Source organism: Mammaliicoccus sp. A-M4, assembly GCF_022386955.1.
Lineage (GTDB): Bacteria > Bacillota > Bacilli > Staphylococcales > Staphylococcaceae > Mammaliicoccus > Mammaliicoccus lentus.
On the sequence record NZ_JAJNHH010000011.1, the window covers coordinates 57,810 to 83,464 of the forward strand.

The following is a 25,655-nucleotide window of genomic DNA, read 5'->3' on the forward strand; positions in this document are numbered from 1 at the left end:
AAAATACTGGAATCATTTTATCAACGTAATTAACAAAAGTCACGCTTTATTTTGGCCAAGTGTATCTAGTATAAGGCATTTCTCTTTTATGAGCGTTTCTTACATAATGATTTTGAATGATTTCTTGATCTTTTTCATCAATTTTCTTACCTTCTAAGAAATCATCTATCGCATCGTATGTTACACCGAGTGCTACTTCGTCTGGTAAAGCTGGTTTGTCTTCTTCTAAATCAGCAGTTGGTATTTTATTAATAAGATGATCTGGTCCACCTAAATATTTTAAAATTGCTTTACCTTGCCTTTTGTTCAAACCAAATAATGGAGCTACATCACACGCACCATCGCCAAATTTAGTAAAGAAACCTGTAATGTTTTCAGCCCCGTGGTCAGTACCTAATACTAAACCACTGTTTGCAGATGCAATTGAATACTGTACTTTCATACGTTCTCTTGCTTTTTCATTTCCTTTTTGGAAATCCGTCAATTCAACGCCCGCTTCATTTAAGCTTTTAATGCTTGCTGTCACTGCAGGTTTAATATTAACTGTTACACGTTTCGTCGGGTTAATAAAATCTAACGCATCTTGCGTATCTTGTTCATCAAATTGTTCACCGTATGGTAGTCTTACAGCTATAAATTCGTACTCAGCGCCTTCTTCTTCATTTAATTCATCTACTGTAATTTGTGCAATTTTCCCAAGCAATGTAGAATCTTGTCCACCAGAAATACCTAAAACAAGTGATTTAATAAAGCTATGCGCTTTTATATATGACTTTAAAAAGTTTTTAATTTCTATAAATTCTTGTTCTGGATCTATCGTCGGTTTTACGTTCATTTCTTTAATTATGATTGATTGTAAATCTCTCATCATTCATCCACTTCCTTTATATCGTCTGCTACTCTTTCAGCAACTTCAAAGATTTTCTTATTCTTATTATCCCAACAAGTTTTACTTAAGTCCACTGGATACTCTTCAGGGTTCAAGTAACGCTTATTTTCTTCCCATAATATTTCTAGATTATTGAATGCAAATTCCTTAATTTCTTCAATTTCAGGTAATTTATAGACTAGTTCTCCATCTTTAAAAATATCATGGTGTAAATCGATTGCTTTAAAGTTTTTAATATATTTCATTTTATAAGTATGAACTGGATGGAACATTTTTAATTTTTCTTCTTTATTCGGATCTTCTTCTTCTAAAGTAATATAGTCACCTTCAGATTTATTTGTTTTCGTATTTATAATTCTATAAACATTTTTCTTACCAGGAGTTGTAACTTTTTCAGCATTATTTGAAATTTTAATTCTGTCTGATAATTCACCATTCTCATCTTCAATAGCTACTAATTTATAAACAGCACCAAGAGCTGGTTGATCATAAGCTGTGATTAATTTTGTGCCAACACCCCAAGCAGTTACTTTTGCACCTTGCGCTTTCAAGCTTGTAATTGTTTCTTCATCTAAATCGTTAGACGCAAATATTTTAGCATCTTCAAAACCAGCTTCGTCTAACATTCTTCTTGCTTCTTTAGATAAATAAGCGATGTCTCCAGAATCTAAACGAATTCCAATAAAGTTTATTTTATCGCCTAGTTCTTTAGCCACTTTAATAGCATTTGGTACACCCGATTTTAGTGTATGGAATGTATCTACTAAGAAAACGCAATTTTTATGTCTTTGAGCGTATTTCTTAAATGCTACATATTCATCATCATATGTTTGTACCATTGAGTGGGCATGTGTTCCAGAAATAGGAATACCAAATAATTTACCAGCTCTCACATTACTAGTTGAATCAAAACCACCAATAACAGCAGCTCTAGCTCCCCAAATTGCAGCATCCATCTCTTGTGCGCGTCTTGTGCCAAACTCCATAACGATTTCATCATGCACTACCTGCTTAATCCTACTTGCTTTAGTAGCAATTAAAGTTTGGAAATTCACTATATTTAATAAGGCTGTTTCGATTAATTGCGCTTGTATTAAAGGCGCCTCCACTCTAATTAATGGTTCATTATTAAAACAAAGCTCTCCTTCTCTCATTGCACGAATGTTACCAGTAAAACGTAATTCTTTTAAATAAGCTAAATAATCATCTTTATAGCCTACTTCTCTTAAGTATTCAATATCAGTTTCTGTAAATTTAAGATTCTCAATAAATTGAACTATTCTTTCTAAACCACTAAAAATAGCATAACCACTATTAAAAGGCATACTTCTAAAATATAAATCAAATACTGCTGTACGTTCGTGAATGCCATCGCCCCAATAAGTCTCTCCCATATTTATTTGATATAAATCCGTGTGTAACATTAAACTATCGTCTTCATATATATACATTGTTAGATACTCCTCAGATTATGTAATTTTATATTATTTTATCATACTTTTGATAATTAATTTTAGAATTTGAAATTATTTTAATTTCTTCATATAAAGTGATTTATCTCTGTGATAAAATACTAAAGATGTCAAATAAATACGTGGGGGGCTACGAAATGAAAAATTCATCATTTAAAAAATTATTTATTATACTCTCAATCATTGTTGCTGTTTCTGGTTTCTCACAAGGGATGCTTTTACCATTAATATCAGTCATATTTGAAAGAAGCGGTGTCTCTAGTTCTTTAAATGGATTACATGCAACATCTTTATATATTGGTGTATTTCTATCTTCATTCTTTATTGAAGGTCTTGTACGTCGCAGTGGATTTAAATATATAATTTTAATAGGTGGCGCTATAGTCGCATTATCCTTACTCTTATTCCCTGTTTTAAAAACCTTATCCATTTGGTTTATTTTAAGACTTTTAATAGGTATTGGCGATAATATGTTACATTTCAGTACACAAACATGGTTAACTCATATCACACCTAAAGAAAAATTAGGTAGAACCATTTCTGTATATGGTTTTAGTTTTTCTGCTGGGTTTATGCTCGGACCTCTACTGGCTAAGCTCGTAGATGTTTCAGAAACATTACCATTTATCTTATCTGCAATTCTATCCATTATTACAATTTCTTTAGTTTTATTAATACACAATGAATTTCCGTCATCAAATGTTCGCCCTATTAGCATGATTAATACATTGAAAAACTTCGGTGATGTAATCAAAACTTCTTGGATTGCATTTATGTTTCCATTATTATACGGGTTATTTGAAGCTGGTTTACACAGTAACTTCCCAGTATACGGTTTAAGAAATGGTTTAGATGTAACAAGTATCACATTAATATTACCTGCATTTAGCCTTGGAGCAATATTATTCCAAGTACCAATTGGTATGTTCAGTGATTTGCATGGACGTAAAAAAGTATTAACAGGGTTAACCTTAATAGGCAGTGTTATATTCCTATTGGGCGACTTCTTACCAACGACACCATTTATTATGATTGCTCTATTCCTTACAGCCGGATTATTCACTGGATCATTTTATGGTTTAGGTGTCAGCTTTATGACAGACTTAACACCACGACACAACTTACCTGCCGGGAATTTAATGATTGCTATGTCGTTTAGTGTTGGTAGTATTATCGGACCGATGCTAGGTGGCGCAATTATTGAAATATCAAATGGTACTGTCTTCTTTACAATGGTTGCTTCATTTATATTTATCGTGTTCATTTTATTACTATTTCATAAAACACCAACTGAAACAGCACAATCATAAAATTTCTATATTAGAGTCCGGGACATAAAAATTGACCCGGACTATTTTTTTAATTGTTTAAACTATACAAATTTTCAGAACTTTCAATTGATAAGTTAAATTAACCGTGTTATAGTATTCTCTATAAATTAAAAAACACTTTAGTTTGGTAGAGAGTAAAAGCGAGGTTAATAATATGGATTATGTACGTTATAAAGAAGATGTTATTTCAAACAAAGAGAAAGAATTAGCTTTTTTAAACTATTTTAATGAAAGAAATTTCGAAGTAATCGATATGAGTTTTATTGAAAAACTCCAATGGAAACAACTAACACAAGATGATTTAGATAGTTTAGATACACGCAGTATTTGGAAAAATGGTGATTCATTCTATAGTTTAAGAAATGATTGGACAGATCAAATACAACATTATAGCCGTGAATATCAACTGAAAGCATCTCGTGTTACTTATGCAGGACCTATCGCAGTGAATGAACATATTCACACAAACCTAGGTATCGAAATTTTTAACCCGACTAGACAAGACATGCTTCAATGTTATCAATATATCTACGATTTTATTCATACTAAACTAGATTTAAATATTGATTTTGCTGTAATCGGTCATTATCAATTATTCGATTTATTGCTTTCTTCAGAAGAACATACAGATGAATTGTATCAGGCAATAAGCGAACGTAACATTTCGAAAATATCAAAATTATTAACACAAGAACATCCTGTCGTAAAACTTTTAAAGACACCAACACATAAACAATTAGAATTTCTAACAACTTTTGCTGATGTTAACCACCCTACTTATCAGTCTCTACAATTTTGGAAAAAGGCACTTAAAGAATCTGGTGTTCAACACGTACATTTAGATATTACAACAATGCCTCCAAAATCTTATTACGTGGGAAGTTTTATTCAACTTTATCAAAACGAAAATGGAAATCCAATCGCTTCAGGCGGTCATTATAATGGCACTTTAGAAGGATTTGGCTTTGGTATCCAATTAAATTAGGAGGTTCTTATGTTAACAGTTGCATTAAGTAAAGGTCGTTTATTAAAAGACTTCATAAAGTTTATTGATTCAAACGGAAACAGTAAATGGGTAGAAGCATTAAATAATAGAGAGAGAAAATTACAAATTCAAAGTGAGGACGTTAGATTTATCTTAGTAAAAGGTCAAGATGTTTCAACGTACGTAGAACAAGGTATTGCAGATATTGGTATTACAGGTAGTGATATTTTAGATGAAAAAGAGAACTTAAATGTAAATAACTTGGTCGATTTACCGTTTGGATATTGTCATTTTGCTGTTGCAAGCAAACCAGAAGTAACGGAATATAAAAAAATTGCTACAACATACGTTAAAACAACAAAAGCATATTTTAAAGAAAAAGGACAAGATGTATCCATCATACCATTGTCCGGGTCTGTAGAATTAGCTGCAGTCGTTAATATGGTAGACGCTATAGTAGATATAGTCCAAACAGGTACCACCCTTAAATCTAACGGATTAGAAGAAAAGGAGTCTATAGGAGATATTAATGCAAAATTAATAACCAATAAACATGCGTTCTTTAGTAAGTCCAAAAGCATAGAATCCTTTATTAAAGAGATTGGAGTGTCTATTAATGCTATCTAAAACTGAATTCAAACAAAAATTTGAACAAGATTGTATCACTGAAGCTAGTCATACTGAAAATGTAAAAAATATAATTAACGATGTTAAAGAAAATAAAGATAATGCATTATTTAAATATAATGAGAAATTCGACAATGTTAAACTAGAAAATTTAGAAGTTTCTAAACAAGAAATAGAAAATAGCATTAATTTAATTTCTGAAGAATTAAAACAAGCATTAATGAATAGTCACGAGAACATTAAAACATTTCAACAGAAAATCAAACATGAAAATGTCACAACTGGTCAAACATACCAACTTTATCATCCTATTGAAAAAGTCGGCATTTATGTACCCGGTGGAAAAGCAAGTTACCCTTCTACTGTATTGATGACTGCAACATTAGCAAAAGTTGCAGATGTTAAAGAAATTACAGTCGTAACACCACCTCAAAAAGATGGTATTAATTCAGCTATTCTTGCTGCATGTTATATTGCTGGCGTAAATCGCGTCTTCCAAGTTGGTGGTGCACAAAGTATAGCTGCTTTAGCTTACGGAACTGAAACAATTCCAAAAGTCGACAAAATAGTAGGTCCTGGTAATCAATTTGTATCTTTAAGCAAACAATTATTATATGGCGTCGTTGGTATTGATCAAATCGCAGGTCCTAGTGAAATAGCCATTATTGCGGACGATTATTCTAATGTAGATTACATCATTCAAGACATCTTAGCTCAAGCAGAACATGACGAGAAAGCAAGAACTTTTCTTATATCAACAGACAAATCATTTTTAACTAAAGTAAGCCAAAATTTACAAAAAGCGATTGATGCTTCTCCAAGAAAAGAGATTATAGAAAAAAGTATTTCTGACTATCACTACCCTATTCATACAGTTGACACAAACGAAACTATTGATATCGTTAACTATATAGCTCCAGAACATTTATCCATTCAAACAACTGATCCTAGTTTATATATAGGCAAAGTTAAATATGTTGGTGCAATGTTCTTAGGTCAATATTCACCGGAAGCTATCGGAGATTATTCTGCTGGGCCAAGTCACGTATTGCCTACGGACCAAACAGCAAGATTCTCAAATGGTTTAACAGTAAATGACTTTTTAACTAGCCATTCTGTTATACATTTAGATGAACATGCTTTTCAAAAAATAGCACCTAGTGCGATTAAAATTGCTGATGAGGAAGGCTTATATCAACATAAAAAATCTCTAGAAATCAGATTAAATAACAACAAGGAGTACTGATATATGATAAGGATTAATAAAAATGAAAGCCCCATACCTGCTATGGAGTCAGAAAAATTAAAAGAAATTATTGCTTCATCAGAATTTAATTTCTATCCAGATGAAGAGTATGATGCATTTCTTGAATCTTATGCTAACTTTTATGGATTATCTCCTAATCAGATTTCTGCAGCTAATGGTTCCGATGAGTGGATTCAAAAATGTATGATTGCTCTACCTGAAGGCCCTGTTCTAACTTTAAATCCAGATTTCTTTATGTATACTGCGTACGCTCAACAAATTAAACGACCTATTTATTATGTTGATGCAGAACCTGATTTCACGTTTTCTTTATATAAAATCTTAAATGAAATTAGACGCATTAAACCAGCATTTTTCATAATGAGTGTCCCTCACAATCCTTCAGGCATACAGTATCCTGAACAATTTTTAAACGAGATTTCTCAACTTATGAAAGAAATCGGAGGATATTTTGTAATTGACGAAGCATATTTGGATTTTGGTGATGCATATGTAATTGACTTAGAGGACCATGTCATTCAAATGAGAACTTTGAGTAAAGCTTTTGCTTTAGCAGGCTTAAGAGTAGGAATTGTCATTTCTACTGAAAAGACTATCCAAAAATTAAATAGTATTGCTCATCCATATCCTTTAAATACACTTACTTTACAGATCGCTAAGTCTTTATTTGATGATACAGATCGGGTTCAATCGTTAATAAACAGACAGAGAAATTTAAGCATACAATTGCGCGATATATTTGAAGAACATGTGAGTGATATCATCCATGTTATACCTTCTAAGACAAACTTTGTATTAACGTATGGTGACTTAGCAAATGATTTAGGAGAATACATTTACAGTAACGGATTCTTCCCTAGATTTTATGATGACAATAGAATGTCACATACTGTACGTTATTCTATCGCTACTGAACACCAATTGAATGAATTAGAACAAATTGTAATTGACTGGAGGAAATCATATGACTTATCGCAAGAAAAGAACAACTAAAGAAACTAATATTGATATCGAATTATCTTTTGAAAATACCGAAACAAATATTAATACCGGTGTAGGTTTTTTAGACCATATGTTAACTTTGTTTAGCTTCCACAGTGGTATCTCATTAAACATAGAAGTAGATGGAGATACTTACGTAGATGACCACCATACTGTTGAAGACATCGGTATAGTTATCGGACAATTATTACTTGAAGCTATTAAAGATAAGCAGTCATTTGCAAGATATGGTTCATTCTATATCCCGATGGATGAAACATTAGCGCGTGCTGTAACTGATATTAGTGGTCGTCCTTATTTATCTTTCAATGCTGAATTCTCAAGAGAAAAAGTTGGTACATTTGATACTGAACTTGTTGAAGAATTTTTTAGAGGACTTGTCATTAATGCTCGTCTTACGACCCACATTGATTTATTAAGAGGAGGAAATACACACCACGAAATAGAAGGTATCTTTAAAGCTTTTGCTAGAAGTCTTAAGATTTCTTTAAGTGCAAATGATTATGAAGGTATCCCTTCTTCTAAAGGTGTGATCGAATGATTGCGATAATCGATTATGGTTTAGGTAATATTAAAAATATAGAACGCGCATTGCTAAATTTAGGTTACGATGCTGTACTAACATCAGATGAAAAAATGATTAAATCAAGTACTCACGTTATATTACCAGGCGTTGGGCATTTTAAAGACGCGATGTTGCAACTTCAAAAAAGTGGACTTGATCGTGTAATTCACGACATTAAAGATAGTCATCGTATTATAGGTATTTGCTTAGGTATGCAAGTGTTATTTGAATTTAGTGAAGAAGGTTCAACTAAAGGACTAGGATTACTAGAAGGCAAAGTTGTTCCTATTAGCAGTCCCTACCCTGTTCCACATTTAGGTTGGAACACTTTACAGAGTACTCATCCATTACTAAATAAAGATGTTTACTTTATTCATTCTTACCATGTAACAACTGATTTACCTATTGTAGCGACAGCCGATTATGGTCAATCTATAACAGCGATTGTTCAAAAAGAAAATATTATCGGTATACAATTTCACCCAGAAAAAAGCGGTGATTTTGGACTAAAAATACTAGACAAAGCTTTGAAGGAAGGTTTTTTACATGATTGAAATTTGGCCAGCAATTGACTTAATTGATTCAACAAATGTAAGACTTACAGAAGGAAAATATGACTCTAAAGAATCTATGAATAGAACAGCTGAAGAAGCAATTAAATTTTACTCACAATTCAAAAGCGTGTCTAGAATTCACGTAATAGATTTAATTGGTGCAAAAAATCAACAACCTACTGAATCAGACTACATAGAACAACTCGTACATTTAACAGATTTACCTATAGAAGTTGGCGGTGGCATTCGAACACTTGAAACGATAGACGCCTATTTCGATAAAGGGATTGAATACATTATTGTAGGTACTAAAGGTATAAGCGATATAAATTGGCTATCTGAAATTGCGCATAGATATCCTGGCAAAATTTACTTATCTGTTGATGCTTATGTTGAAGAAATTAAATTAAATGGATGGATTGACGATGCCGGTATCAATTTATTTGAATTTATTACGCAAATTGATGGCTTACCACTAGGTGGCATTATTTATACAGACATTTCCAAAGACGGTAAATTATCAGGCCCTAACTTTGAACTCACTGGGCGTCTCGTAACCTCGACTAATATACCAATTATTGCTTCTGGTGGTATTCGTAGCAAACAAGACATTGAACAACTAGAAAGATTAAATGTTCACGCAGCGATTGTCGGAAAAGCAGCAAATACAGATTCATTTTGGGAGGGCATTTCATGATAAAGAAAAGAATAATCCCATGCTTAGACGTAAAAGATGGGCGTGTCGTTAAAGGCGTTCAATTTAAAGGTTTAAGAGATATCGGCAACCCTGTTGAGTTAGCTGAATACTATAATAACGAAGCTGCAGATGAACTTGTCTTTTTAGATATTTCTAAAACTGAAAATGGACATCAAATGATGTTAGATATTATTTCTGAAACTGCATCTAAGTTATTCATTCCTTTAACAATCGGTGGCGGTATAAGTACTATAGATGATATATCATCGCTACTTAACCATGGCGCTGATAAAATTTCACTAAATTCTAGCGCTCTTAACAATCCATCTTTTATTAAAGAAGCAAGTGAAAAATTTGGAAAGCAATGCATTTGTATAGCTATTGATGCTAAATGGGAAGATGATAAACAAGATTGGTATTGTTATACACATGGTGGAAAGAAAAGAACTAATAAACGTGTGTTAGATTGGGTTGAAGAAGTTGAATCTTTAGGTGCAGGTGAACTATTAGTCACAAGTATGGATTATGATGGTGTTAAACAAGGTTTTGACCATACTTTGCTTAGCGAGATTAAGAAACATGTTTCTATACCTATCATCGCTTCAGGTGGTGGCGGAAACAGTCAACACTTTGTAGATTTATTCAAACAAACTGATGTATCAGCTGGTTTAGCAGCAAGTATTTTTCATGATAAAGAAACGACAGTTCAAGCTGTTAAATCTCATTTAGCAAAAGAAGGAGTTGACGTGAGATGAATAACCTTTCCCCAGATTTTTCTAAAGGATTACTACCAGCTATATTGCAACATTATAAAACAGGACAAGTGTTGATGCTTGGCTATATGAATGAGGAAGCTTTTAATTTAACAGTTCAAGATAAAGTTTGTTGGTTTTATTCAAGAAGTAAAGAACGCCTTTGGAAAAAAGGTGAATCATCAAATCATATTCAACATGTGATAGACATAAATTTAGACTGTGATGATGATACACTTTTAATTCAAGTTAACCCAGATGGTCCGACGTGCCACACAGGTTCGCAAAGTTGCTTTAATACCGATGAGCCTTTTTCTATAGAATCTTTAGAAGAAACTATTCAAGAAAGTGTTCAATCAAACCGTTCTCAATCTTATACACAATATTTATTAAATGAAGGTATTGAAAAAATCACTAAAAAGTTTGGCGAAGAATCATTTGAAGTTGTCATTGCTTCAATGAAACAAGATAATGAAGAACTTAAAAATGAGGTGGCCGATGTATTGTATCACCTATTTGTCATACTTCATGATAGAGGCGTATCAATAGAAGAAGTAAAAGAAGTACTATCTGAACGTCATAAAAAATCAGGAAATTTTAAAGGTGAACGAAACGATATAAAAAATTGGTAAATTGTCATAAATCAAATATTGTTAAAAATATGCAGTCGCTTATACTAGAACATAGAGGTGTTAATATGTTACAGGAAAAAGCGACTGCTTTTATTAAATCTATGCATCAAGAATTAAATATCGATAACGAAGAAACAAAGAAAAGAATCCAACAAATAATCAATGAAATAAATGAAACAAACACTTATAAACATACAACAGATGAGTTAATATACGGTGCTAAAGTTGCGTGGAGAAACTCTAATAGATGTATTGGAAGACTGTTTTGGGATAAATTAAATGTTAGAGACATGCGCTTTATTGATAATGAAATAGATTTTGTCCACTCTATAGAAAATCATATTGAAATAGCTACCAACAACGGAAAAATCAGACCATTAATTAGTATTTATTCAAATGACTTTGAAATTAAAAATGAACAACTCATTAGATATGCAGGTTACGAAAATAAGGGTGATCCAAAATCAAAAAATATTACTCAATTAGCTGAACATTTAAATTGGAAAAGTGATCACACTGATTTTGATTTATTACCTTTAATATATCGTTATAAACAACAACCATTAAATTATCATATTTATAAAGACAATCTCATAAAAGAAATACTTATTAAACATGATGAGTATCCCCTTTTAGAGCAACTCGGCTTAAAATGGTACGCTGTTCCAATCATTTCAAATATGGATTTAGAAATCGGTGGCCTTTATTATCACACCGCTCCTTTTAACGGTTGGTATATGGAGACGGAAATTGGCGTACGTAATTTTACTGATGAATATCGTTACGACAAACTAAAAGATATTGCTAATGCATTAAACCTTGATACTACTAAGACCACTAGTTATTGGAGAGATAGAGCATTAGTTGAATTTAATTATGCTGTTTACCATTCATTTAAAGAAGCTGGTGTATCCATAGTTGACCATTACACAGCATCAAAACAGTTCAAGAAATTTGAAGAAAATGAAGAAAATAAAAATCGTAAAGTTACTGGGAAATGGAGCTGGCTTGCCCCACCATTGTCACCATCTCTTGTACATAATTATCATAAAGGATATGATAATGAAACAAGAAGTCCAAATTTTTTATATAAAAAGAAAGGCAATAAATGTCCATTTCATTAGAAAGGAAGAATTTTATGAAATTATACTATCTAGGTCCTACTGGGACATTCTCACATATGGCAGCATTAAATTATAAAAATGAAAATATTACTGATTACATACCACAATCTAACTTATATGAAGTTGTAAAAGCAATTGAATCAGATAAAGATAGTATAGCTATTGCCCCTATTGAAAATTCAATAGAAGGTACAATTAATATTATTGCTGATACACTAACAGAACAAAAAGTTCATGTTATCGATGAACTACATTTAGACATAGCTTTTTCACTATACGTTAAAGAAGGTACAAATATAGAAGATATTAAAGAAGTTGTATCAATTGCCCCTGCTATTAATCAAACATCAAAATTTATAACAAAACATCAATTTAAATATCGTTACTCAAACAGTACTGTGCAAAGTTTAGATGAAATAGATGAGCACACTGGAGCAATTGCACCAATGGGATTAGAAAAAGATCGCAATGATGTTATCGCATTAGCAACACATATTGAAGACTATCCACATAACACAACTAGATTTTTAGTGCTTTCCTCTGAACAAAAACGAGTTGAAAAAGCGACAGATAGCATCTTACTTATAACACCTGATGAAGACAAACCAGGCTTATTAGCAAGCATTTTAAATACATTCGCTTTATTTAACATTAACTTATCATGGATTGAATCACGTCCTTTAAAAACAAAATTAGGCATGTATCACTTCTTCGTGCAAGCTGATTGTAGCGCTGATGACGTAGAAATGAAGAAAGTAATTACAATATTAAAAACATTAGATTTCAAAGTTAACGTGTTAGGTAATTTTAATAAAGATATATAGATTTTACATATAGAATTAAATAATATAAAAAATGCTCACAACCTTGGGATTGTGAGCATTTTTTATATCTTAATATTATTTATTTTCAGTTCCTTTTATAATTTCATTAAGTCGCTCTACATTTTTTTGTTTAATTTGCGATAAATTAAAATTATTATACAAATAGATATCTGAGGCGTTAATAAATTGAATTTTATCAGATATTTTATCAATGAATTTATTATCATAAATATAAATATCTTTATTGATTGCTTTTTCATAACTTTTTATAAGAATACTTTGTTTTGATTTAATATTTTCAAACTTATTGTTACCTATTAACAATGTGGAACCAGACTGTGCACCTTTATCTACTTTATTGATATCCATAGAATACTTACCTGTTGGCACTGCTAAATAACGAATGCCACCCTCACAATTAACAAAGTAGTTATTTGTAATCGTAGTTTCTTTTGATTTAAGCATTGTTACTGCATAATCTCCCAACCCATCAAATCTATTATTTTGTATATGTATGTTTTCATAAAAGCAATCATACATACTTGCATGTGACCCAATAGCTCTATTCCATGCAGACATATTCATATCTCCGGAATTTCCAAAATAACAATTTTCTATTATTACATTCTTTGTAACCGTACCATCTGTTGCACCAAATTTAGGGAATGCTCCTTCTGTTTGTATATCAATTTGGATAGCTTCACTGAAAGATCTTGTGCCACTATCATCTCTAAAACCTAGAAAATGACTATTCGTCACATAAAATCCATCCAAACCACAGGCATCAATAGCGTGTCCCCCTACAACATTTTTAAACGTGACATCATGAATCTGAATATTCTTAGCATGACCAATCGACATAATCGTGTTATTAGTATTATTAGTATGACCATATGCATCAAAAGTGCCACCAATTATATTAATATTGCCATGTCCTTCATAACCATAATATTTCTTAAAACTGTGTCCATTTTTCAACATAGCGCTAGGAGATTTTCTTATTAATGTAGCATCATCGTGTAATATAAGATTTGTATTACGATAAATCACAAGTTCATATAAAATGTGGTACTCACCTTTAGGTATATAAACAGTTACTGGTCCTTTTCTCGCTTCAAATAAAGCGAGTTGAATCCCTAAAGTATCTAGAACACCAGATTTACCTTTGGCACCATAATTCGCAACATTAATTGTTCTAGTCATAACTTCAAAACCACCTTGATTTAGCGTATACTTTTCTTATAAACATATTACACCGATTATTAAATATAAACAATTAGGGGGATATTATTTTGAAGAAAGCATTAATAGTAGTGGATTATTCAAATGATTTCGTAGCAGAAAATGGTAACTTAACTTGTGGTGAGCCGGGACAAGTAATCGAAGACAATATATTTAGTAAAATTGACTCATATAATAAAAATGACGAAAATATATTCTATTTAATGGATTATCATCATAAAGACGACCCTTATCATCCTGAAACTAAATTATTTCCGCCACACAATATCGTAGGTACTGAAGGTCGTGATTTATATCAATCATTAAAACCTCAATATGAACAAATTAAAAATCAAAAAAATGTATTTTGGATTGATAAAACTAGATATAGCGCATTTTATGGAACTAATTTAGATAGCCTTTTAAGAGAGCGCAATATTGATACAATAGAAATTGTTGGCGTATGTACTGATATTTGTGTTTTACATACTGCTGTCGATGCTTACAACCTTAATTATCAAATTTATATTCCAAAAAATTGCGTGGCATCTTTCAATCAAGCTGGGCATGATTGGGCGCTTACACATTTTGAAAATAGTCTAGGCGCTGTTGTAGAATAGACGTTTCGTTCGTGTTAAAATAAATATTAGAATAATGATAGTAAAAGGAGAATTCACATTGGTAAATACATTAATTTTTGGACATAAAAATCCTGACACAGATACTATTGCTTCAGCTTTAGTAATGCAAGACTTACAAAAAGAATTAGGTAATGATGTAGAAGCATTAAGATTAGGAGAAGTATCTGACGAAACACAATTCGCTTTAGATTACTTCAAAGTAGAAGCACCATCACTATTAGAAACTTCTGTAAAAGATAGAGAAGTTATCCTAGTTGATCACAATGAATTCCAACAAAGTGCTGATGATATTGCAGACGCTACAGTTACTATGGTGGTTGATCATCACAGAATTAGCAATTTTGAAACAGCTGCACCTTTATACTACAGAGCAGAGCCTGTTGGGTGTACAACGACAATCCTTAAAAAAATGTATGAAGAACATAACATCGAAATCAAACCAGAAATTGCTGGTTTAATGATTTCAGCAATTATTTCAGACACTTTATTATTTAAATCTCCTACATGTACTGAAGAAGATATTAAAGCAAGTGAAGCATTAGCGAAAATTGCCAATGTTGATTTAAATGAATATGGTCTAGAGATGCTTAAAGCTGGTGCATCTGTTAAAGGTAAATCACCAGAATTCCTATTAAATATGGATGCTAAATCTTTCAATATGGATGATAAAGTTGTTAGAGTTGCTCAAGTTAACACAGTTGATGTTAATGAAGTATTAGAAATCAAAGAAGATGTTGAAAATGAAATCAATAAAATCATTGCTAATGAGCAGTATGATTTATTTGTATTCATCATCACTGATATACTAAATAGTGATTCAACAGTTATTGCTCTAGGTAAAGAACAACAAGCTGTTGAAAAAGCATTCAGTACTAAATTAGAAAACAACCAAGCATTATTAGCTGGCGTGGTATCACGTAAGAAGCAAGTAGTACCACCAATTGATGATGTTTTAGGTAAATAACTTTTATAAGGAGTGTGTTTGCAATGGAAATTAAACAAGGTACGAACAAGTTCTATGTTGGAGAATCAGAAGATCAATTTGATGCTGAAATCACGTATCATGATTCAGATGGTAATGTTCTCGTAGTTGATCACACGTTTGTAGACCCGTCACTACGTGGACAAGGAACAGCTAGAAAGTTAGTAGACACTGTTATTGACAAGGCCCGAAACGAAGGCAAAGTTATAGACCCTGTATGTCCATATGTGAAAGACGTTATGGACAAAGACCAAAGCACACACGACGTATTAAAGAAATAATAATTTAAGTAAAAAGCCTCCTAATCCATTAATTAAAAATCTAACGGATTAGGAGGCTTTTTCAATCTAGAAACTAATGTCTCACCACTTATATATCAGTACTTTCTATTAATCTTTTCAAAAGTGTTTTATGTTTTGGTTTAGCTTCTTGTTCTGTACATTTATTCATTGGTGGGTAACCAAGGTCTATTGCATCTTTGAATGTAACTTCATCAATATAATTTGATGCTGTTTCATAATCATAACAGTTTGGAAAAGCATATTTATGATTAAAGTGATCCACAACAACTCTTGTAGTAGATGATGGTTCTTGTTTAAACGGCACAGTTGTAGCAATAACAGTTAATATAATGATAATAATACTAACGGTTATTATGACTTTTTTAGTCATTAAATTGAACCCCTACTTGATTTCTAATTTCATCTAATACTTTCAAAGTGTCTATCGTTCTTTGGTGTGTATTAATAGAAGACTCTGTTTTATTATTTTCAATACATTTTATAAACTCTTCTATTTCTTCTTTCATTGTATAATCATCACTATCGCTATAAGTATCTTTTATTGAACCATCTTTATTAAATACATTTATAACAGTAGGAGCACTTATCTTATTGATAGTTACATAACCATCTTCTCCAATGATTTCAGAAGGGCTTGGTCGATCACATATTTTAGAATAACTTATTGTGACTTGGAATGAATCATAATTTAAAATCGCATTACCTTGGCCATCAGCCCCTGTATTTAATTTGAACCCAGTTGCTTTTATTTCTTTAGGGAATCCGAATAAATGGATAGCCGGTGCAACTGCATATACACCTAAATCCATTAATGCGCCGTTTCCTAACTCTGGTTTAAAAGCATTTTCAACTATACCTTCTTTATATTTATCATATCGAGAAGAGTATTGATGATAGTGAAAATCTGCATAACGTATTTCTCCGATATCTGCATTTGCTTTAGCAAACTGTAAAAATGGTTTTAATACAGTTGATTTCATCGCTTCCATAACAGTTACATTATATTCATGTGCGAGTTTAGATAATGCTTCAAATTGTTCCACATTGATAGTAGCTGGTTTTTCTATTAAAACATGCTTGTTATTTTCAATTGCCAACTTTGCTTGTTCAAAGTGAAATGCATTAGGTGAAGCAATATATACAGCGTCAAAATTGGATGATTCACAAAATTGATTTAAATCTGTAAAAATTTCTTTTAAATCATGTTTGTCTTTAAAATAATTAGCTCTTTCTTCTGTTCTAGAATATACAGCATAAGGTTCGAAAGTAGCTGTTTGTCTACCACACTCTATTAATTTATCAGTTATCCAATTTGTACCTATAAAACCAAATTTCATGATGTTCACCTTTTCTTAATAAATTTTTGTTAATTTTTACTTTTTAGAAATAAAGACTTCGCTTTTAATTATAACTATTGTTAAAATATATACAATAGAAGTTATAAAGGAGATATTAACTTTGACTATAGCAAACCAATTCGAGACAATTCAATCATTTTTTGATAGCGATATAACAAAGGATATTAAATTCAGAAAAAAACAACTTAGATTATTAAAAAAATCTATTAAATCGCATGAAACAGAATTATTAGCAGCATTAAAGCAAGATTTAGGTAAAAATTCAGTTGAATCATATGCAACAGAAATTGGTTACATTTACAAAAGTATCTCGTTGATGCTTAAGGATGTCAAGAACTTGGCTGGCAAGAAAAACGTAAATACGCCAGTATTCTTATTTCCTGCAAAAAGTTATACTGTAAACGAACCTTATGGAACGGTTTTAATTATCGGTCCTTTTAACTATCCATTCCAATTAGTAATGGAACCATTAATTGGCGCAATTTCAGCAGGAAACTGTGCTGTCGTTAAACCTTCTGAACTTACGCCTAATGTGAGTCAGATTATTCAACAAATAATTGAAGATGTATTCCCCGCTTCATACATATCTTGTATAACTGGTGAACAAAATGTAACAGAAGAATTATTACAACAACCGTTTGATTTTATATTCTTTACAGGTTCTACAAAAGTTGGGCAAATTGTATATGAACAAGCGAGTAAGCAACTTATACCAGTTGCGCTAGAATTAGGTGGCAAAAGTCCAGCTATTGTAGATAAAACAGCTAATATTAAAGTTGCAGCAGAACGAATCGCTTTTGGTAAATTTATCAACGCAGGTCAAACTTGTGTAGCACCTGATTATGTTATTATTGACGCATCAATCAAACAACAATTTATTAAAGCAATTCAATCAACTATTCAAGAGTTTTATACTAAAAATGCTAAAAACAGTGAAGATTTTGGCAGAATTGTTAATGAGAAACATGCAAATAGACTGAATTCGCTCATTAATAATACAAATGGTGAAATTGTTTATGGTGGAGAAACTAACGTAACAGATCGTTATATAGAACCTACAATTGTTGATAATGTGAAGTTTGATGACGTTTTAATGGAAGATGAAATATTTGGACCAATTCTACCTATTATGTCGTACGATGCATTCGGAGATGCGATACAATTCATAAAGAATAAACCTAAACCACTCTCTTTATATTTATTTAGTGAAGATGAGAATCATACAGATGAAGTTGTTAATCGTATATCATTTGGTGGTGGTTGCATCAATGATACGTTAATGCATGTTGGCAATCATAACTTGCCTTTCGGTGGTGTAGGACACTCTGGTATCGGTCGTTATCATGGAAAAGCATCATTTGAATTATTCAGTAACCAAAAAGGAATTATGTTCAAAACGACGAAATTAGAAACAGGCGTGCTCTTCCCCCCTTATAAGGGTAAAGGGAAATACGTCAGAGCAATGTTTAAAAAGTAAATAAGAGTGGGACAAAAATCTTATTTTAATAAAAAGATTTCGTAGTCCTACCCAGGCAAAGAAAGAGGCTGAGACATAAATAATGTCCCAGCCTCTTTCTTTGTATTGATAGTAATGTACTTGACTCCTATATTATATGTGGACTTTTCTCAGTAATCTTGGCAATAAGGAGACTGTTATGTTGCACGTAGATCTTGTCTTACATCATTTGTTACCTTATTTACTCAAAACGGCTTTCTATTAATTGTTTTTTACTATTAAATAATGTTGGATATGATAGAAATCCTAATATTACACTCGTTGTAACTGCTGATGTTATTAATATAAATACAATTAAGATTTGAAAGAATACTGCATCAATTGGGTCAGCACCTGCAATAATTTGACCGCTCATCATTCCAGGTAATTGTACGAGTCCTATAGTCTTCTGTTGTTCTATTGTAGGAATAGCACTTGTTTGTATAGAAGTCATCAATTGCTTATGAATAGCTTGTTTTGGTGTGCCTCCTAAAGATAGTATCAGCTTTACTAAATTTTCATTTTGTTGAATCTCTGAAATAAATCGATTTAAGAATAAAATACTTAACACCATCGCATTACCAATAACCATACCAGTTATAGGAATTACATATTGCGGAGTTGGTGGTATAATTTTCAAACCAATAAGAATGCCTTGTGTTATTAACTCAATCGATACATACGCTAACAACAATTTCCAAGTGATACCTGGAATAGATAAGCCTTTCTTTCTAGCATTTTGAGTTGCTGCACCTATAATTAATACGACCATCAATATCATAAATATTGGATTATCTTTATCAAAAATAAATTGTAATATATATCCTACAATTAATAATTGAATAAAAGACCTTATACCAGCGATAACCGTGTCTTTTTCTAAACCTAATTTCAGTGATTTAGAAATAACTATAGGAATAATTATAAAAATTACCATTAATATCAAAGAAGTTATACTCATTATATTTTAGCTCCTATGAATTTTTTTACTTTCTTATTTGTAGTATGTCTGATTTCTTCACTTGTACCAGTTTCAACGACTTCTCCGTTCATCATGACCCAAATATAGTCACTCATACGAATTGCTTGGTTAACATCATGTGTAATCCAAATCATCGTAACATCATGCTTTTTATTAATGAGTGTTAATAATGATTCAATAGCTTCGACTGAGCTTCTGTCTAGAGCTGAAGTTACTTCATCTAGCAACATAACACTTGGCTTGGTAACTAAAGAGCGAGCTAATGATAATTTTTGTTTTTCGCCACCAGATAATTCTTTACTATTTTTATTTAAAAATGATATTGGTAAGTCAACATCTTTTAAAAATCCTTCAGCTTCTTTATCTGTCATAGTTCTATTTTGTAATGTTAAAGGAAGTTCTAAATTATCTTTAACGGTACCATTAATCATTGTTGCTTCTTGTGAGACAAGTTGCACTTTTCTTCTTAGTTTAATAGCTTCATATTCATTAATTAAATGCCCATCAATAAAAATATCTCCCTCTGTTGGAGAGTTTAAAGCATTAATAAATGATAATAAAGTAGACTTTCCAGCGCCTGATGGCCCTATAATTGTAGTAATCTTACCTTGATATATTTTACCGTTCACTTTATTTAAAATTTTACTACCTTCTATTTCATAGCCTATATTTTTAAATTCTACATCTACTTGTTCAGACAATCTAATACCCCCTTATATAAAGCTGCATATATGACAATTTTGATTTTAAACTTTTATTTAAATATATCAATAAAAATTTTTACTTTTAACAATATTACACTTAAAAATTAAAAAACTCTTCATTAGATTTTTTATCACTAATGAAGAGATTTCTTATATCGTACTCAAAATTATTTAGTTAATTTTAATATAAATCTGTTCGTAAACTATTAAAAATAGGAATAGATTCTCTAATTTGGCTTTGGGCATTTAAATCTAAATTAACAACTAATGTGCCTTCACCTTCATACAAACAGTCGATAAGTGCACCGTCTGGGCTATATGCTAAACTATGCCCTCCAAATTCGTTATCATCACATTTACCTACAGTATTACATGCTACTACGTAAATCTGGTTTTCAATTGCTCTTGCTTGTAATAATGCTTTCCAATGATCAATACGTGATTTTGGCCATTCAGCAGGTACAAAAATGACTTTAGCATCTTCTAATGTTAATGAACGTGATAATTCAGGAAATCTTAAGTCATAACAGATAATAGAACCCATCTCAATTTCATCTATATGAAATACAGTTGGCTTTTTTTCTCCAGAAGTTAAAAAATGATGCTCGTTTAACATTGGAACGAGATGTGCTTTATCGTAATTATTAATGAGTTTCCCTTCTTTATTTACAATAAGCGCTCTATTATAAATGTCTTCACCTTTTTTATAAGCAATAGAACCTGCAATAATATGTTTCTTAACCTCTTTTGCTTTGTTTTTTAAAAAAGGTATTATCACTTCCCCATCAACATCAGCAATGTTCTCTAATTCATTTAATCGATATGATGTGTTCCACATTTCAGGTAACACAGCTATATCTATATCTGTAGCTAAACTATCTAACCATTGACTAACTTTTTCTATATTTTCATCAGGTTTACCTGGTATTACATGCATTTGATATAAAGCTATTTTCATTCTATTCACCTTCAATCAGATAAATTGAACACATACACCTTCAGCGGCTTTTTGTTCATTTTCTATTTCTGTTAATTTACCAGTTTCTTTATTTCTACTGAATAACACTAAATTATAAGAATGTTCATGTGCTACAACTAAGAATGAATCACTTGGAGTAATATTAAAGTCTCTTGGCCAAGTACCTCCACTTGAAACAATTTCAACTAATTCAAGATTCGCACCATCACCTAGTATTTTAAATACAGCAATACTATTATGACCACGATTTGACGCATATACGAATCTACCATCATGACTTAATCTAACTGCAGCTATTTGTGAATTTAATTCAAAATCATCAGGAATAGTCATTTGTGGTTCAGTAACCGGGCTAAACACACCATTTTCATATGATAATACAATTATAGTATTGCTTAATTCTGTAACTAAATAAGCATATTTGTCACTAGGATGGAATGCTAAATGTCTCGGTCCACTTCCAGCTTGGAATTTCGTCGTTTCATATAGTTCTAATCCGTCTAAAGAGTATTTAAACGTTCTTATTACATCTGCCCCTAAATCAACTGTAACAATATAGTCTAAATCTGGTGTTTGCATTGCATAATGAATATGGCTACCATCTTGTCTTTCTTTATTAGGTCCATTACCATCACCATGATATGAATCGATTAATCTAAGGACTTCCCCATTTTCAGGATTAAGTTCATATAATCTTACTATGCCTGCACCGTATACTGCTTCAAATAAAAATTTACCATCTTCAGATATTGAAATATGACAACCTGTACCTTCTGTTGAAGCTAAGCAATCATTTATAAATGTTAAACTTTTATCTTCATTAATTAGAAAACTTGCGACACCACAATCATCGCCTTGTTTTTTAACTGCGTATAAATATTTACCATGTTGCATAATATACGTAGAAGCTTCTACTTCATAGCCTACTTCTACTTTTTCTATAGTTTGATCATTTTCATCAACATCAAATCTATAAATACCCTTTCCATCCTTTTTTGTATAACTACCAATATAACCTTGTGTTTTCATAAAATATAATTCCTCCCTAAATTATCTCTTTGTCTTCATTCTACATGAAATTACTGAATAACTATAATAAAAAACGTATACCAAAAGGCATACGCTCTAATAACTTATATAATCATAACATTTTAACAAATGAAAATTAACCAAATAAATCACTAAAAAACGCCACAAACCACTTAAAAATACTACTGATAGCGTTCACTATGTCACCTGCCATAAAGGAACCCCCTTTATTCACCTTATTACTTAGTCATTATCATTTTATAATATTATATTTAATATAATTAAAGTTTTCCCTAAGTCGTAATATTTCGTGCTTAACTGCAATAAAAATATGTTAATATATAAATATAAATAAAAACTCAAACAGTTGGGCATTGAAATAATACAGTTAGGCAAAAGAAGTAAAATGTAAACCATTATGATTTATAATTAAGTGTGAGGAGGGGCGCTATGTATCAACCAGTACAAACCCAAATTGATAAAATTGCTACAAGTCTTCAAAATTCAAATAATTTAGACCATGTAAGCTATTTAAAGGTAAAGTATGGACTAGAAGTATTTGTAGGGAATATTATGAAGACTGTTGTTATATATGGTGCTGCCCTTCTAAGCCATATATTCTTCTATACACTTATTGTTCACCTTAGTTATTTTGCTATAAGATATTTTGCATTTGGTGCGCATGCAAAATCTACTTTTTTATGTACCATTCAAAGCCTAATAATGTTTGTGATTACACCGCTAATTGTCATCAATATAAACGTACCGTATTGGATATTTTTGACATTAGCGCTCATAGGGTACATAATCATTATGAAATATGCACCTATGGAAACTAAAAAACATCCACTATTAGGTAAGTGGAAAAAGGGTTTAAAACTTAGGTCAATCATTGCAGCTACAATTTTGATAATCATTTCTTTATTCGTTAAAGAACCCTATCAACAATTAATCTGTTTGGGATTGATCTTCGAATCGGTATCACTATTACCTATATTTTATAAAAAGGAGGAAACAATATCATGAATTTATTAGCAGGATTATTTTCAAAAACAATTTCTAACGTTTTATCAGCAATCGGTGAGAAGGCAGTAATCAGAGGGTGTACAGCATTTTTAGATGAAACTGAAGTACCAGCTGAATTATTAAAAGAAAAACAATAAGTTGTCAATAAGGAAGTGTAATATATGGACTCGCTTTCTAATATAGAATCTTTACCTTTTGGTTTATTACAGGTCGTACTATTTACAATTTTATTAGCTATCACACAGAATTATCGATATAACAAAAGGGATTATGTAATCTTATTTATAGGGTTCATAATCCCTTCACTTTCTTTTTATTATCTGTTTGGCATGGGGGCTATAATATACGTATGCCTTTTTAATTTTGTATTTTTTTATAATAAATTTAAATTATTCGGCATTATAAATACTTTAATCGTTATTATTATTTCAGTAGTTTCTGACTATTTATCAATTTTAACTACTAGATATATTATAGATATTGTTGATAGTATGACTTATTATTTCATTTGTTATACTATTATCCATTCATTTATAACTATCTCTATTGCAGCTTTAATTAGGATGTTAATGGACAAACTTAAATTAAGTTATTTATATAATAACCGTATTTATTTACTGTTGTTAGCTGCGTTCCTTGCTCTATCATTTTTTGTGTTCTATATTTATATGCCTGAGAACTATGATACTGAAAAAGAGTTTGAGTTCCAAACTTTATTTTATGTTATTTATGTATGTGTGGCGGCAATTTTCGTCATTTTAATCTCTTTCACTGTCATCAGAGAAATGGCTTTACAGCGTACTAAAAAGGAGATTAATCATTATTATAAATATACCTTACAAATTGAACAGATTAATAATGAAATGAGAAAGTTTCGTCATGATTATATCAATATTCTTGCTACTTTGTCTGAGTATATTAGACAAGAAGATATGGATGGTTTAAGCAAATATTTTGATGAAAATATTGCGCATTTACATGATGATATGAAGTTAAATACGATTAAAATAAATGGTTTACAGAACTTGCATGTAAGAGAGATTAAAGGTTTGCTAACAACTAAAATTATTCAATCCCAAGAGCAAAATATTAATATTAGTGTTGAAGTTACTGAACAAATTGATCATATCAATATGAATATTGTTGAGTTGAGTAGATGTATAGGTATCATAATGGATAATGCTATTGAAGCATCTGAGTTTGTTGATGCACCTACTATTCAAATTGCTTTTATTAAAAATGAAGAATCTGTGCTACTTGTATTTATGAATAAATGTTCTAAAGATACACCAAAAGTACATAAGTTATTTGAAGACCAATTTTCTACAAAAGGTCGTAAACGAGGTATTGGTTTAACAACATTAAAAGAAGTAACTGAAAAGACTGAGAATGTTTTTTTAGATACGTATATTAATGATCAATTCTTTATTCAAAAGCTCGAGATTTTAAATGATCATAATGAGGAAGTGATACGATGAAAATTATCATTTGCGAAGATGACCCAAAACAATTAGAACGAATGCAAACAATCATTAATAATTATATTATGATTGAAGAAAAAGAAATGTCTATTGAGCTTGCGACTAATGATCCTTATGAGTTACTAGAACATGTAAAGACTTCTAATGATATCGGTTGTTATTTCTTAGATATCCAACTAGATGCTGATATAAATGGAATTACTTTAGCGAGCGAGATTAGAAAACATGACCCTATTGGTAATATAATCTTTGTTACAAGTCATAGTGAATTAACTTATTTAACGTTTGTTTATAAAGTTGCTGCTATGGATTTTATATTTAAAGATGACCCTGATCAGCTCAAGACACGAGTTATTGATTGTTTAGACACTGCTTATATCCGTTTAGGCATGTTATCTAAAAATACTAATGTTGAAAAATTAGAATTAACGCGTGGTAGTAATTCAGTATATGTCCAATATGATGATGTCATGTTTTTTGAATCATCAACTAAATCTCATCGATTAATAGCTCATCTTGATAATAGACAAATCGAATTTTACGGCAGTCTAAAAGAACTAACAAATCTAGACGACAGATTTTTTAGATGTCATAACAGCTTTGTTATAAACCGTCGAAATGTTGATAGAATTGATACAAAAGATCGCACTGTTTACTTTAATAATGGTGAACATTGTTATGCGTCTGTAAGAAATATAAAAAAGATTTAACTTTCATTTTATACATAAAGGGGT

At 31.1% G+C, this 25,655-nt stretch carries 29 protein-coding genes; 20 read left to right on the forward strand and 9 right to left on the reverse strand.

Features of this window, described 5'->3' with window-relative positions; genetic code table 11:
- Window positions 1–46: 46 nt before the first annotated feature.
- Together nadE and LQ682_RS10225 are read right to left on the reverse strand one after the other, a co-directional pair.
- Window positions 47–868, reverse strand: coding sequence for an ammonia-dependent NAD(+) synthetase (nadE, locus tag LQ682_RS10220; RefSeq protein ID WP_026023611.1), 822 nt, complete (start codon window positions 866–868; stop codon window positions 47–49).
- Window positions 868–2,340 (reverse strand): nicotinate phosphoribosyltransferase, encoded by a 1,473-nt coding sequence (locus LQ682_RS10225; protein WP_147640996.1) that lies wholly within the window; start codon window positions 2,338–2,340, stop codon window positions 868–870. Before LQ682_RS10225 ends, nadE begins: the two co-directional genes overlap by 1 nt.
- A gap of 158 nt (window positions 2,341–2,498) precedes the next feature.
- Here LQ682_RS10225 and LQ682_RS10230 point away from each other — a divergent pair, with 158 nt between their 5' ends.
- The 12 genes from LQ682_RS10230 (at window position 2,499) to LQ682_RS10285 (ending at window position 12,721) form a co-directional block, all read left to right on the forward strand.
- Window positions 2,499–3,671 (forward strand): MFS transporter, encoded by a 1,173-nt coding sequence (locus tag LQ682_RS10230; protein WP_103269079.1) that lies wholly within the window; start codon window positions 2,499–2,501, stop codon window positions 3,669–3,671.
- 175 nt (window positions 3,672–3,846) lie between these two features.
- Entirely contained in the window at window positions 3,847–4,677 is an 831-nt protein-coding gene (locus LQ682_RS10235; protein ID WP_016999069.1) for an ATP phosphoribosyltransferase regulatory subunit, read from the forward strand.
- A 9-nt stretch (window positions 4,678–4,686) separates the two neighbouring features.
- A complete protein-coding gene (gene hisG, locus LQ682_RS10240; RefSeq protein WP_064211552.1) occupies window positions 4,687–5,304 on the forward strand; it encodes an ATP phosphoribosyltransferase in 618 nt (205 codons plus the stop codon).
- Window positions 5,294–6,550, forward strand: a complete 1,257-nt coding sequence (gene hisD / locus LQ682_RS10245; protein ID WP_064205127.1) for a histidinol dehydrogenase — start codon at window positions 5,294–5,296, stop codon at window positions 6,548–6,550. The genes hisG and hisD overlap by 11 nt, the downstream gene beginning before the upstream one ends.
- A 3-nt stretch (window positions 6,551–6,553) precedes the next feature.
- Entirely contained in the window at window positions 6,554–7,564 is a 1,011-nt protein-coding gene (locus tag LQ682_RS10250) for a pyridoxal phosphate-dependent aminotransferase (RefSeq protein ID WP_064205128.1), read from the forward strand.
- On the forward strand, window positions 7,536–8,114 hold the full coding sequence (gene hisB / locus LQ682_RS10255) for an imidazoleglycerol-phosphate dehydratase HisB (protein WP_016999073.1): 579 nt from the start codon (window positions 7,536–7,538) through the stop codon (window positions 8,112–8,114). Before LQ682_RS10250 ends, hisB begins: the two co-directional genes overlap by 29 nt.
- Window positions 8,111–8,692 carry an imidazole glycerol phosphate synthase subunit HisH gene (gene hisH, locus LQ682_RS10260; RefSeq protein ID WP_103269078.1) on the forward strand — a complete coding sequence of 194 codons (582 nt, stop codon included), beginning with the start codon at window positions 8,111–8,113 and terminating at the stop codon, window positions 8,690–8,692. Before hisB ends, hisH begins: the two co-directional genes overlap by 4 nt.
- Window positions 8,685–9,389 (forward strand): 1-(5-phosphoribosyl)-5-((5-phosphoribosylamino)methylideneamino)imidazole-4-carboxamide isomerase, encoded by a 705-nt coding sequence (gene hisA, locus LQ682_RS10265; RefSeq protein ID WP_016999075.1) that lies wholly within the window; start codon window positions 8,685–8,687, stop codon window positions 9,387–9,389. Before hisH ends, hisA begins: the two co-directional genes overlap by 8 nt.
- On the forward strand, window positions 9,386–10,144 hold the full coding sequence (hisF, locus tag LQ682_RS10270; protein WP_103269077.1) for an imidazole glycerol phosphate synthase subunit HisF: 759 nt from the start codon (window positions 9,386–9,388) through the stop codon (window positions 10,142–10,144). The genes hisA and hisF overlap by 4 nt, the downstream gene beginning before the upstream one ends.
- Entirely contained in the window at window positions 10,141–10,773 is a 633-nt protein-coding gene (hisIE, locus tag LQ682_RS10275; RefSeq protein ID WP_103269076.1) for a bifunctional phosphoribosyl-AMP cyclohydrolase/phosphoribosyl-ATP diphosphatase HisIE, read from the forward strand. The genes hisF and hisIE overlap by 4 nt, the downstream gene beginning before the upstream one ends.
- 65 nt (window positions 10,774–10,838) lie before the next feature.
- Window positions 10,839–11,897, forward strand: a complete 1,059-nt coding sequence (locus tag LQ682_RS10280; protein WP_016999078.1) for a nitric oxide synthase oxygenase — start codon at window positions 10,839–10,841, stop codon at window positions 11,895–11,897.
- Between the two features lie 14 nt (window positions 11,898–11,911).
- The gene (locus tag LQ682_RS10285) at window positions 11,912–12,721 is read left to right on the forward strand and encodes a prephenate dehydratase (RefSeq protein ID WP_147640995.1); all 810 of its coding nucleotides are present in this window, start codon (window positions 11,912–11,914) and stop codon (window positions 12,719–12,721) included.
- A 75-nt stretch (window positions 12,722–12,796) separates the two neighbouring features.
- Here the strand turns inward: LQ682_RS10285 and LQ682_RS10290 are convergent, their stop codons facing one another.
- Window positions 12,797–13,924, reverse strand: a complete 1,128-nt coding sequence (locus tag LQ682_RS10290; protein ID WP_147640994.1) for a glycosyl hydrolase family 28-related protein — start codon at window positions 13,922–13,924, stop codon at window positions 12,797–12,799.
- 86 nt (window positions 13,925–14,010) lie between these two features.
- Between LQ682_RS10290 and LQ682_RS10295 the strand changes: the two genes are divergently transcribed.
- Genes LQ682_RS10295 through LQ682_RS10305 form a run of 3 tightly spaced genes read left to right on the forward strand, consistent with a single transcriptional unit; the run spans window position 14,011 to window position 15,846 of the window.
- A complete protein-coding gene (locus LQ682_RS10295; RefSeq protein ID WP_026023612.1) occupies window positions 14,011–14,562 on the forward strand; it encodes a cysteine hydrolase family protein in 552 nt (183 codons plus the stop codon).
- 58 nt (window positions 14,563–14,620) lie between these two features.
- Entirely contained in the window at window positions 14,621–15,547 is a 927-nt protein-coding gene (locus LQ682_RS10300; RefSeq protein WP_103269073.1) for a manganese-dependent inorganic pyrophosphatase, read from the forward strand.
- A gap of 23 nt (window positions 15,548–15,570) precedes the next feature.
- Complete coding sequence (locus LQ682_RS10305; RefSeq protein ID WP_016999083.1) at window positions 15,571–15,846, forward strand: GNAT family N-acetyltransferase; 276 nt, start codon at window positions 15,571–15,573, stop codon at window positions 15,844–15,846.
- An 88-nt stretch (window positions 15,847–15,934) separates the two neighbouring features.
- On the opposite strand, the gene LQ682_RS10310 is transcribed toward LQ682_RS10305, so the two are convergent.
- Window positions 15,935–16,237 carry a hypothetical protein gene (locus tag LQ682_RS10310; protein ID WP_239724219.1) on the reverse strand — a complete coding sequence of 101 codons (303 nt, stop codon included), beginning with the start codon at window positions 16,235–16,237 and terminating at the stop codon, window positions 15,935–15,937.
- Window positions 16,230–17,204 (reverse strand): Gfo/Idh/MocA family protein, encoded by a 975-nt coding sequence (locus LQ682_RS10315; RefSeq protein ID WP_064205136.1) that lies wholly within the window; start codon window positions 17,202–17,204, stop codon window positions 16,230–16,232. The genes LQ682_RS10310 and LQ682_RS10315 overlap by 8 nt, the downstream gene beginning before the upstream one ends.
- Before the next feature lie 121 nt (window positions 17,205–17,325).
- On the opposite strand from LQ682_RS10315, the gene LQ682_RS10320 reads away from it, so the two are divergent.
- Complete coding sequence (locus tag LQ682_RS10320; protein WP_135021527.1) at window positions 17,326–18,702, forward strand: aldehyde dehydrogenase; 1,377 nt, start codon at window positions 17,326–17,328, stop codon at window positions 18,700–18,702.
- A gap of 220 nt (window positions 18,703–18,922) precedes the next feature.
- Here the strand turns inward: LQ682_RS10320 and LQ682_RS10325 are convergent, their stop codons facing one another.
- The 4 genes from LQ682_RS10325 to pglS all read right to left on the reverse strand — a co-directional run bounded on the left by LQ682_RS10325 (window position 18,923) and on the right by pglS (window position 22,414).
- The gene (locus tag LQ682_RS10325; RefSeq protein WP_016999087.1) at window positions 18,923–19,681 is read right to left on the reverse strand and encodes an ABC transporter permease; all 759 of its coding nucleotides are present in this window, start codon (window positions 19,679–19,681) and stop codon (window positions 18,923–18,925) included.
- The gene (locus tag LQ682_RS10330) at window positions 19,681–20,403 is read right to left on the reverse strand and encodes an ABC transporter ATP-binding protein (protein WP_218688148.1); all 723 of its coding nucleotides are present in this window, start codon (window positions 20,401–20,403) and stop codon (window positions 19,681–19,683) included. The genes LQ682_RS10325 and LQ682_RS10330 overlap by 1 nt, the downstream gene beginning before the upstream one ends.
- A gap of 184 nt (window positions 20,404–20,587) precedes the next feature.
- On the reverse strand, window positions 20,588–21,364 hold the full coding sequence (locus tag LQ682_RS10335) for a carbon-nitrogen family hydrolase (protein ID WP_239724220.1): 777 nt from the start codon (window positions 21,362–21,364) through the stop codon (window positions 20,588–20,590).
- A gap of 15 nt (window positions 21,365–21,379) precedes the next feature.
- A complete protein-coding gene (gene pglS / locus LQ682_RS10340; RefSeq protein WP_103269069.1) occupies window positions 21,380–22,414 on the reverse strand; it encodes a 6-phosphogluconolactonase in 1,035 nt (344 codons plus the stop codon).
- Window positions 22,415–22,864: 450 nt separating this feature from the next.
- Here pglS and LQ682_RS10345 point away from each other — a divergent pair, with 450 nt between their 5' ends.
- The 4 genes from LQ682_RS10345 to agrA are packed head-to-tail and all read left to right on the forward strand — an operon-like array spanning window position 22,865 to window position 25,631.
- Window positions 22,865–23,440 carry an accessory gene regulator AgrB gene (locus LQ682_RS10345; protein ID WP_016999091.1) on the forward strand — a complete coding sequence of 192 codons (576 nt, stop codon included), beginning with the start codon at window positions 22,865–22,867 and terminating at the stop codon, window positions 23,438–23,440.
- Window positions 23,437–23,577 carry a cyclic lactone autoinducer peptide AgrD gene (agrD, locus tag LQ682_RS10350; RefSeq protein ID WP_016999092.1) on the forward strand — a complete coding sequence of 47 codons (141 nt, stop codon included), beginning with the start codon at window positions 23,437–23,439 and terminating at the stop codon, window positions 23,575–23,577. Before LQ682_RS10345 ends, agrD begins: the two co-directional genes overlap by 4 nt.
- Window positions 23,578–23,601: 24 nt before the next feature.
- Window positions 23,602–24,918: a quorum-sensing sensor histidine kinase AgrC gene (gene agrC, locus LQ682_RS10355; RefSeq protein WP_147641141.1), complete on the forward strand. Its 1,317-nt coding sequence runs from the start codon at window positions 23,602–23,604 to the stop codon at window positions 24,916–24,918.
- Window positions 24,915–25,631: a quorum-sensing response regulator AgrA gene (agrA, locus tag LQ682_RS10360; protein ID WP_016999094.1), complete on the forward strand. Its 717-nt coding sequence runs from the start codon at window positions 24,915–24,917 to the stop codon at window positions 25,629–25,631. Before agrC ends, agrA begins: the two co-directional genes overlap by 4 nt.
- Window positions 25,632–25,655: the final 24 nt, after the last annotated feature.

Coding starts and splice junctions, on each gene's coding strand:
- LQ682_RS10225 (WP_147640996.1), bottom strand. CDS start 2,340: ATGTATATATATGAAGACGATAGTTTAATGTTACACACGGATTTATAT.
- hisA (WP_016999075.1), top strand. CDS start 8,685: ATGATTGAAATTTGGCCAGCAATTGACTTAATTGATTCAACAAATGTA.
- agrC (WP_147641141.1), top strand. CDS start 23,602: ATGGACTCGCTTTCTAATATAGAATCTTTACCTTTTGGTTTATTACAG.
- LQ682_RS10310 (WP_239724219.1), bottom strand. CDS start 16,237: ATGACTAAAAAAGTCATAATAACCGTTAGTATTATTATCATTATATTA.
- LQ682_RS10335 (WP_239724220.1), bottom strand. CDS start 21,364: ATGAAAATAGCTTTATATCAAATGCATGTAATACCAGGTAAACCTGAT.
- LQ682_RS10235 (WP_016999069.1), top strand. CDS start 3,847: ATGGATTATGTACGTTATAAAGAAGATGTTATTTCAAACAAAGAGAAA.
- LQ682_RS10280 (WP_016999078.1), top strand. CDS start 10,839: ATGTTACAGGAAAAAGCGACTGCTTTTATTAAATCTATGCATCAAGAA.
- hisD (WP_064205127.1), top strand. CDS start 5,294: ATGCTATCTAAAACTGAATTCAAACAAAAATTTGAACAAGATTGTATC.
- LQ682_RS10325 (WP_016999087.1), bottom strand. CDS start 19,681: ATGAGTATAACTTCTTTGATATTAATGGTAATTTTTATAATTATTCCT.
- hisG (WP_064211552.1), top strand. CDS start 4,687: ATGTTAACAGTTGCATTAAGTAAAGGTCGTTTATTAAAAGACTTCATA.
- agrD (WP_016999092.1), top strand. CDS start 23,437: ATGAATTTATTAGCAGGATTATTTTCAAAAACAATTTCTAACGTTTTA.
- nadE (WP_026023611.1), bottom strand. CDS start 868: ATGAGAGATTTACAATCAATCATAATTAAAGAAATGAACGTAAAACCG.
- LQ682_RS10305 (WP_016999083.1), top strand. CDS start 15,571: ATGGAAATTAAACAAGGTACGAACAAGTTCTATGTTGGAGAATCAGAA.
- LQ682_RS10250 (WP_064205128.1), top strand. CDS start 6,554: ATGATAAGGATTAATAAAAATGAAAGCCCCATACCTGCTATGGAGTCA.
- agrA (WP_016999094.1), top strand. CDS start 24,915: ATGAAAATTATCATTTGCGAAGATGACCCAAAACAATTAGAACGAATG.
- LQ682_RS10315 (WP_064205136.1), bottom strand. CDS start 17,204: ATGAAATTTGGTTTTATAGGTACAAATTGGATAACTGATAAATTAATA.
- LQ682_RS10230 (WP_103269079.1), top strand. CDS start 2,499: ATGAAAAATTCATCATTTAAAAAATTATTTATTATACTCTCAATCATT.
- LQ682_RS10345 (WP_016999091.1), top strand. CDS start 22,865: ATGTATCAACCAGTACAAACCCAAATTGATAAAATTGCTACAAGTCTT.
- pglS (WP_103269069.1), bottom strand. CDS start 22,414: ATGAAAACACAAGGTTATATTGGTAGTTATACAAAAAAGGATGGAAAG.
- hisB (WP_016999073.1), top strand. CDS start 7,536: ATGACTTATCGCAAGAAAAGAACAACTAAAGAAACTAATATTGATATC.
- hisH (WP_103269078.1), top strand. CDS start 8,111: ATGATTGCGATAATCGATTATGGTTTAGGTAATATTAAAAATATAGAA.
- hisF (WP_103269077.1), top strand. CDS start 9,386: ATGATAAAGAAAAGAATAATCCCATGCTTAGACGTAAAAGATGGGCGT.
- LQ682_RS10285 (WP_147640995.1), top strand. CDS start 11,912: ATGAAATTATACTATCTAGGTCCTACTGGGACATTCTCACATATGGCA.
- hisIE (WP_103269076.1), top strand. CDS start 10,141: ATGAATAACCTTTCCCCAGATTTTTCTAAAGGATTACTACCAGCTATA.
- LQ682_RS10290 (WP_147640994.1), bottom strand. CDS start 13,924: ATGACTAGAACAATTAATGTTGCGAATTATGGTGCCAAAGGTAAATCT.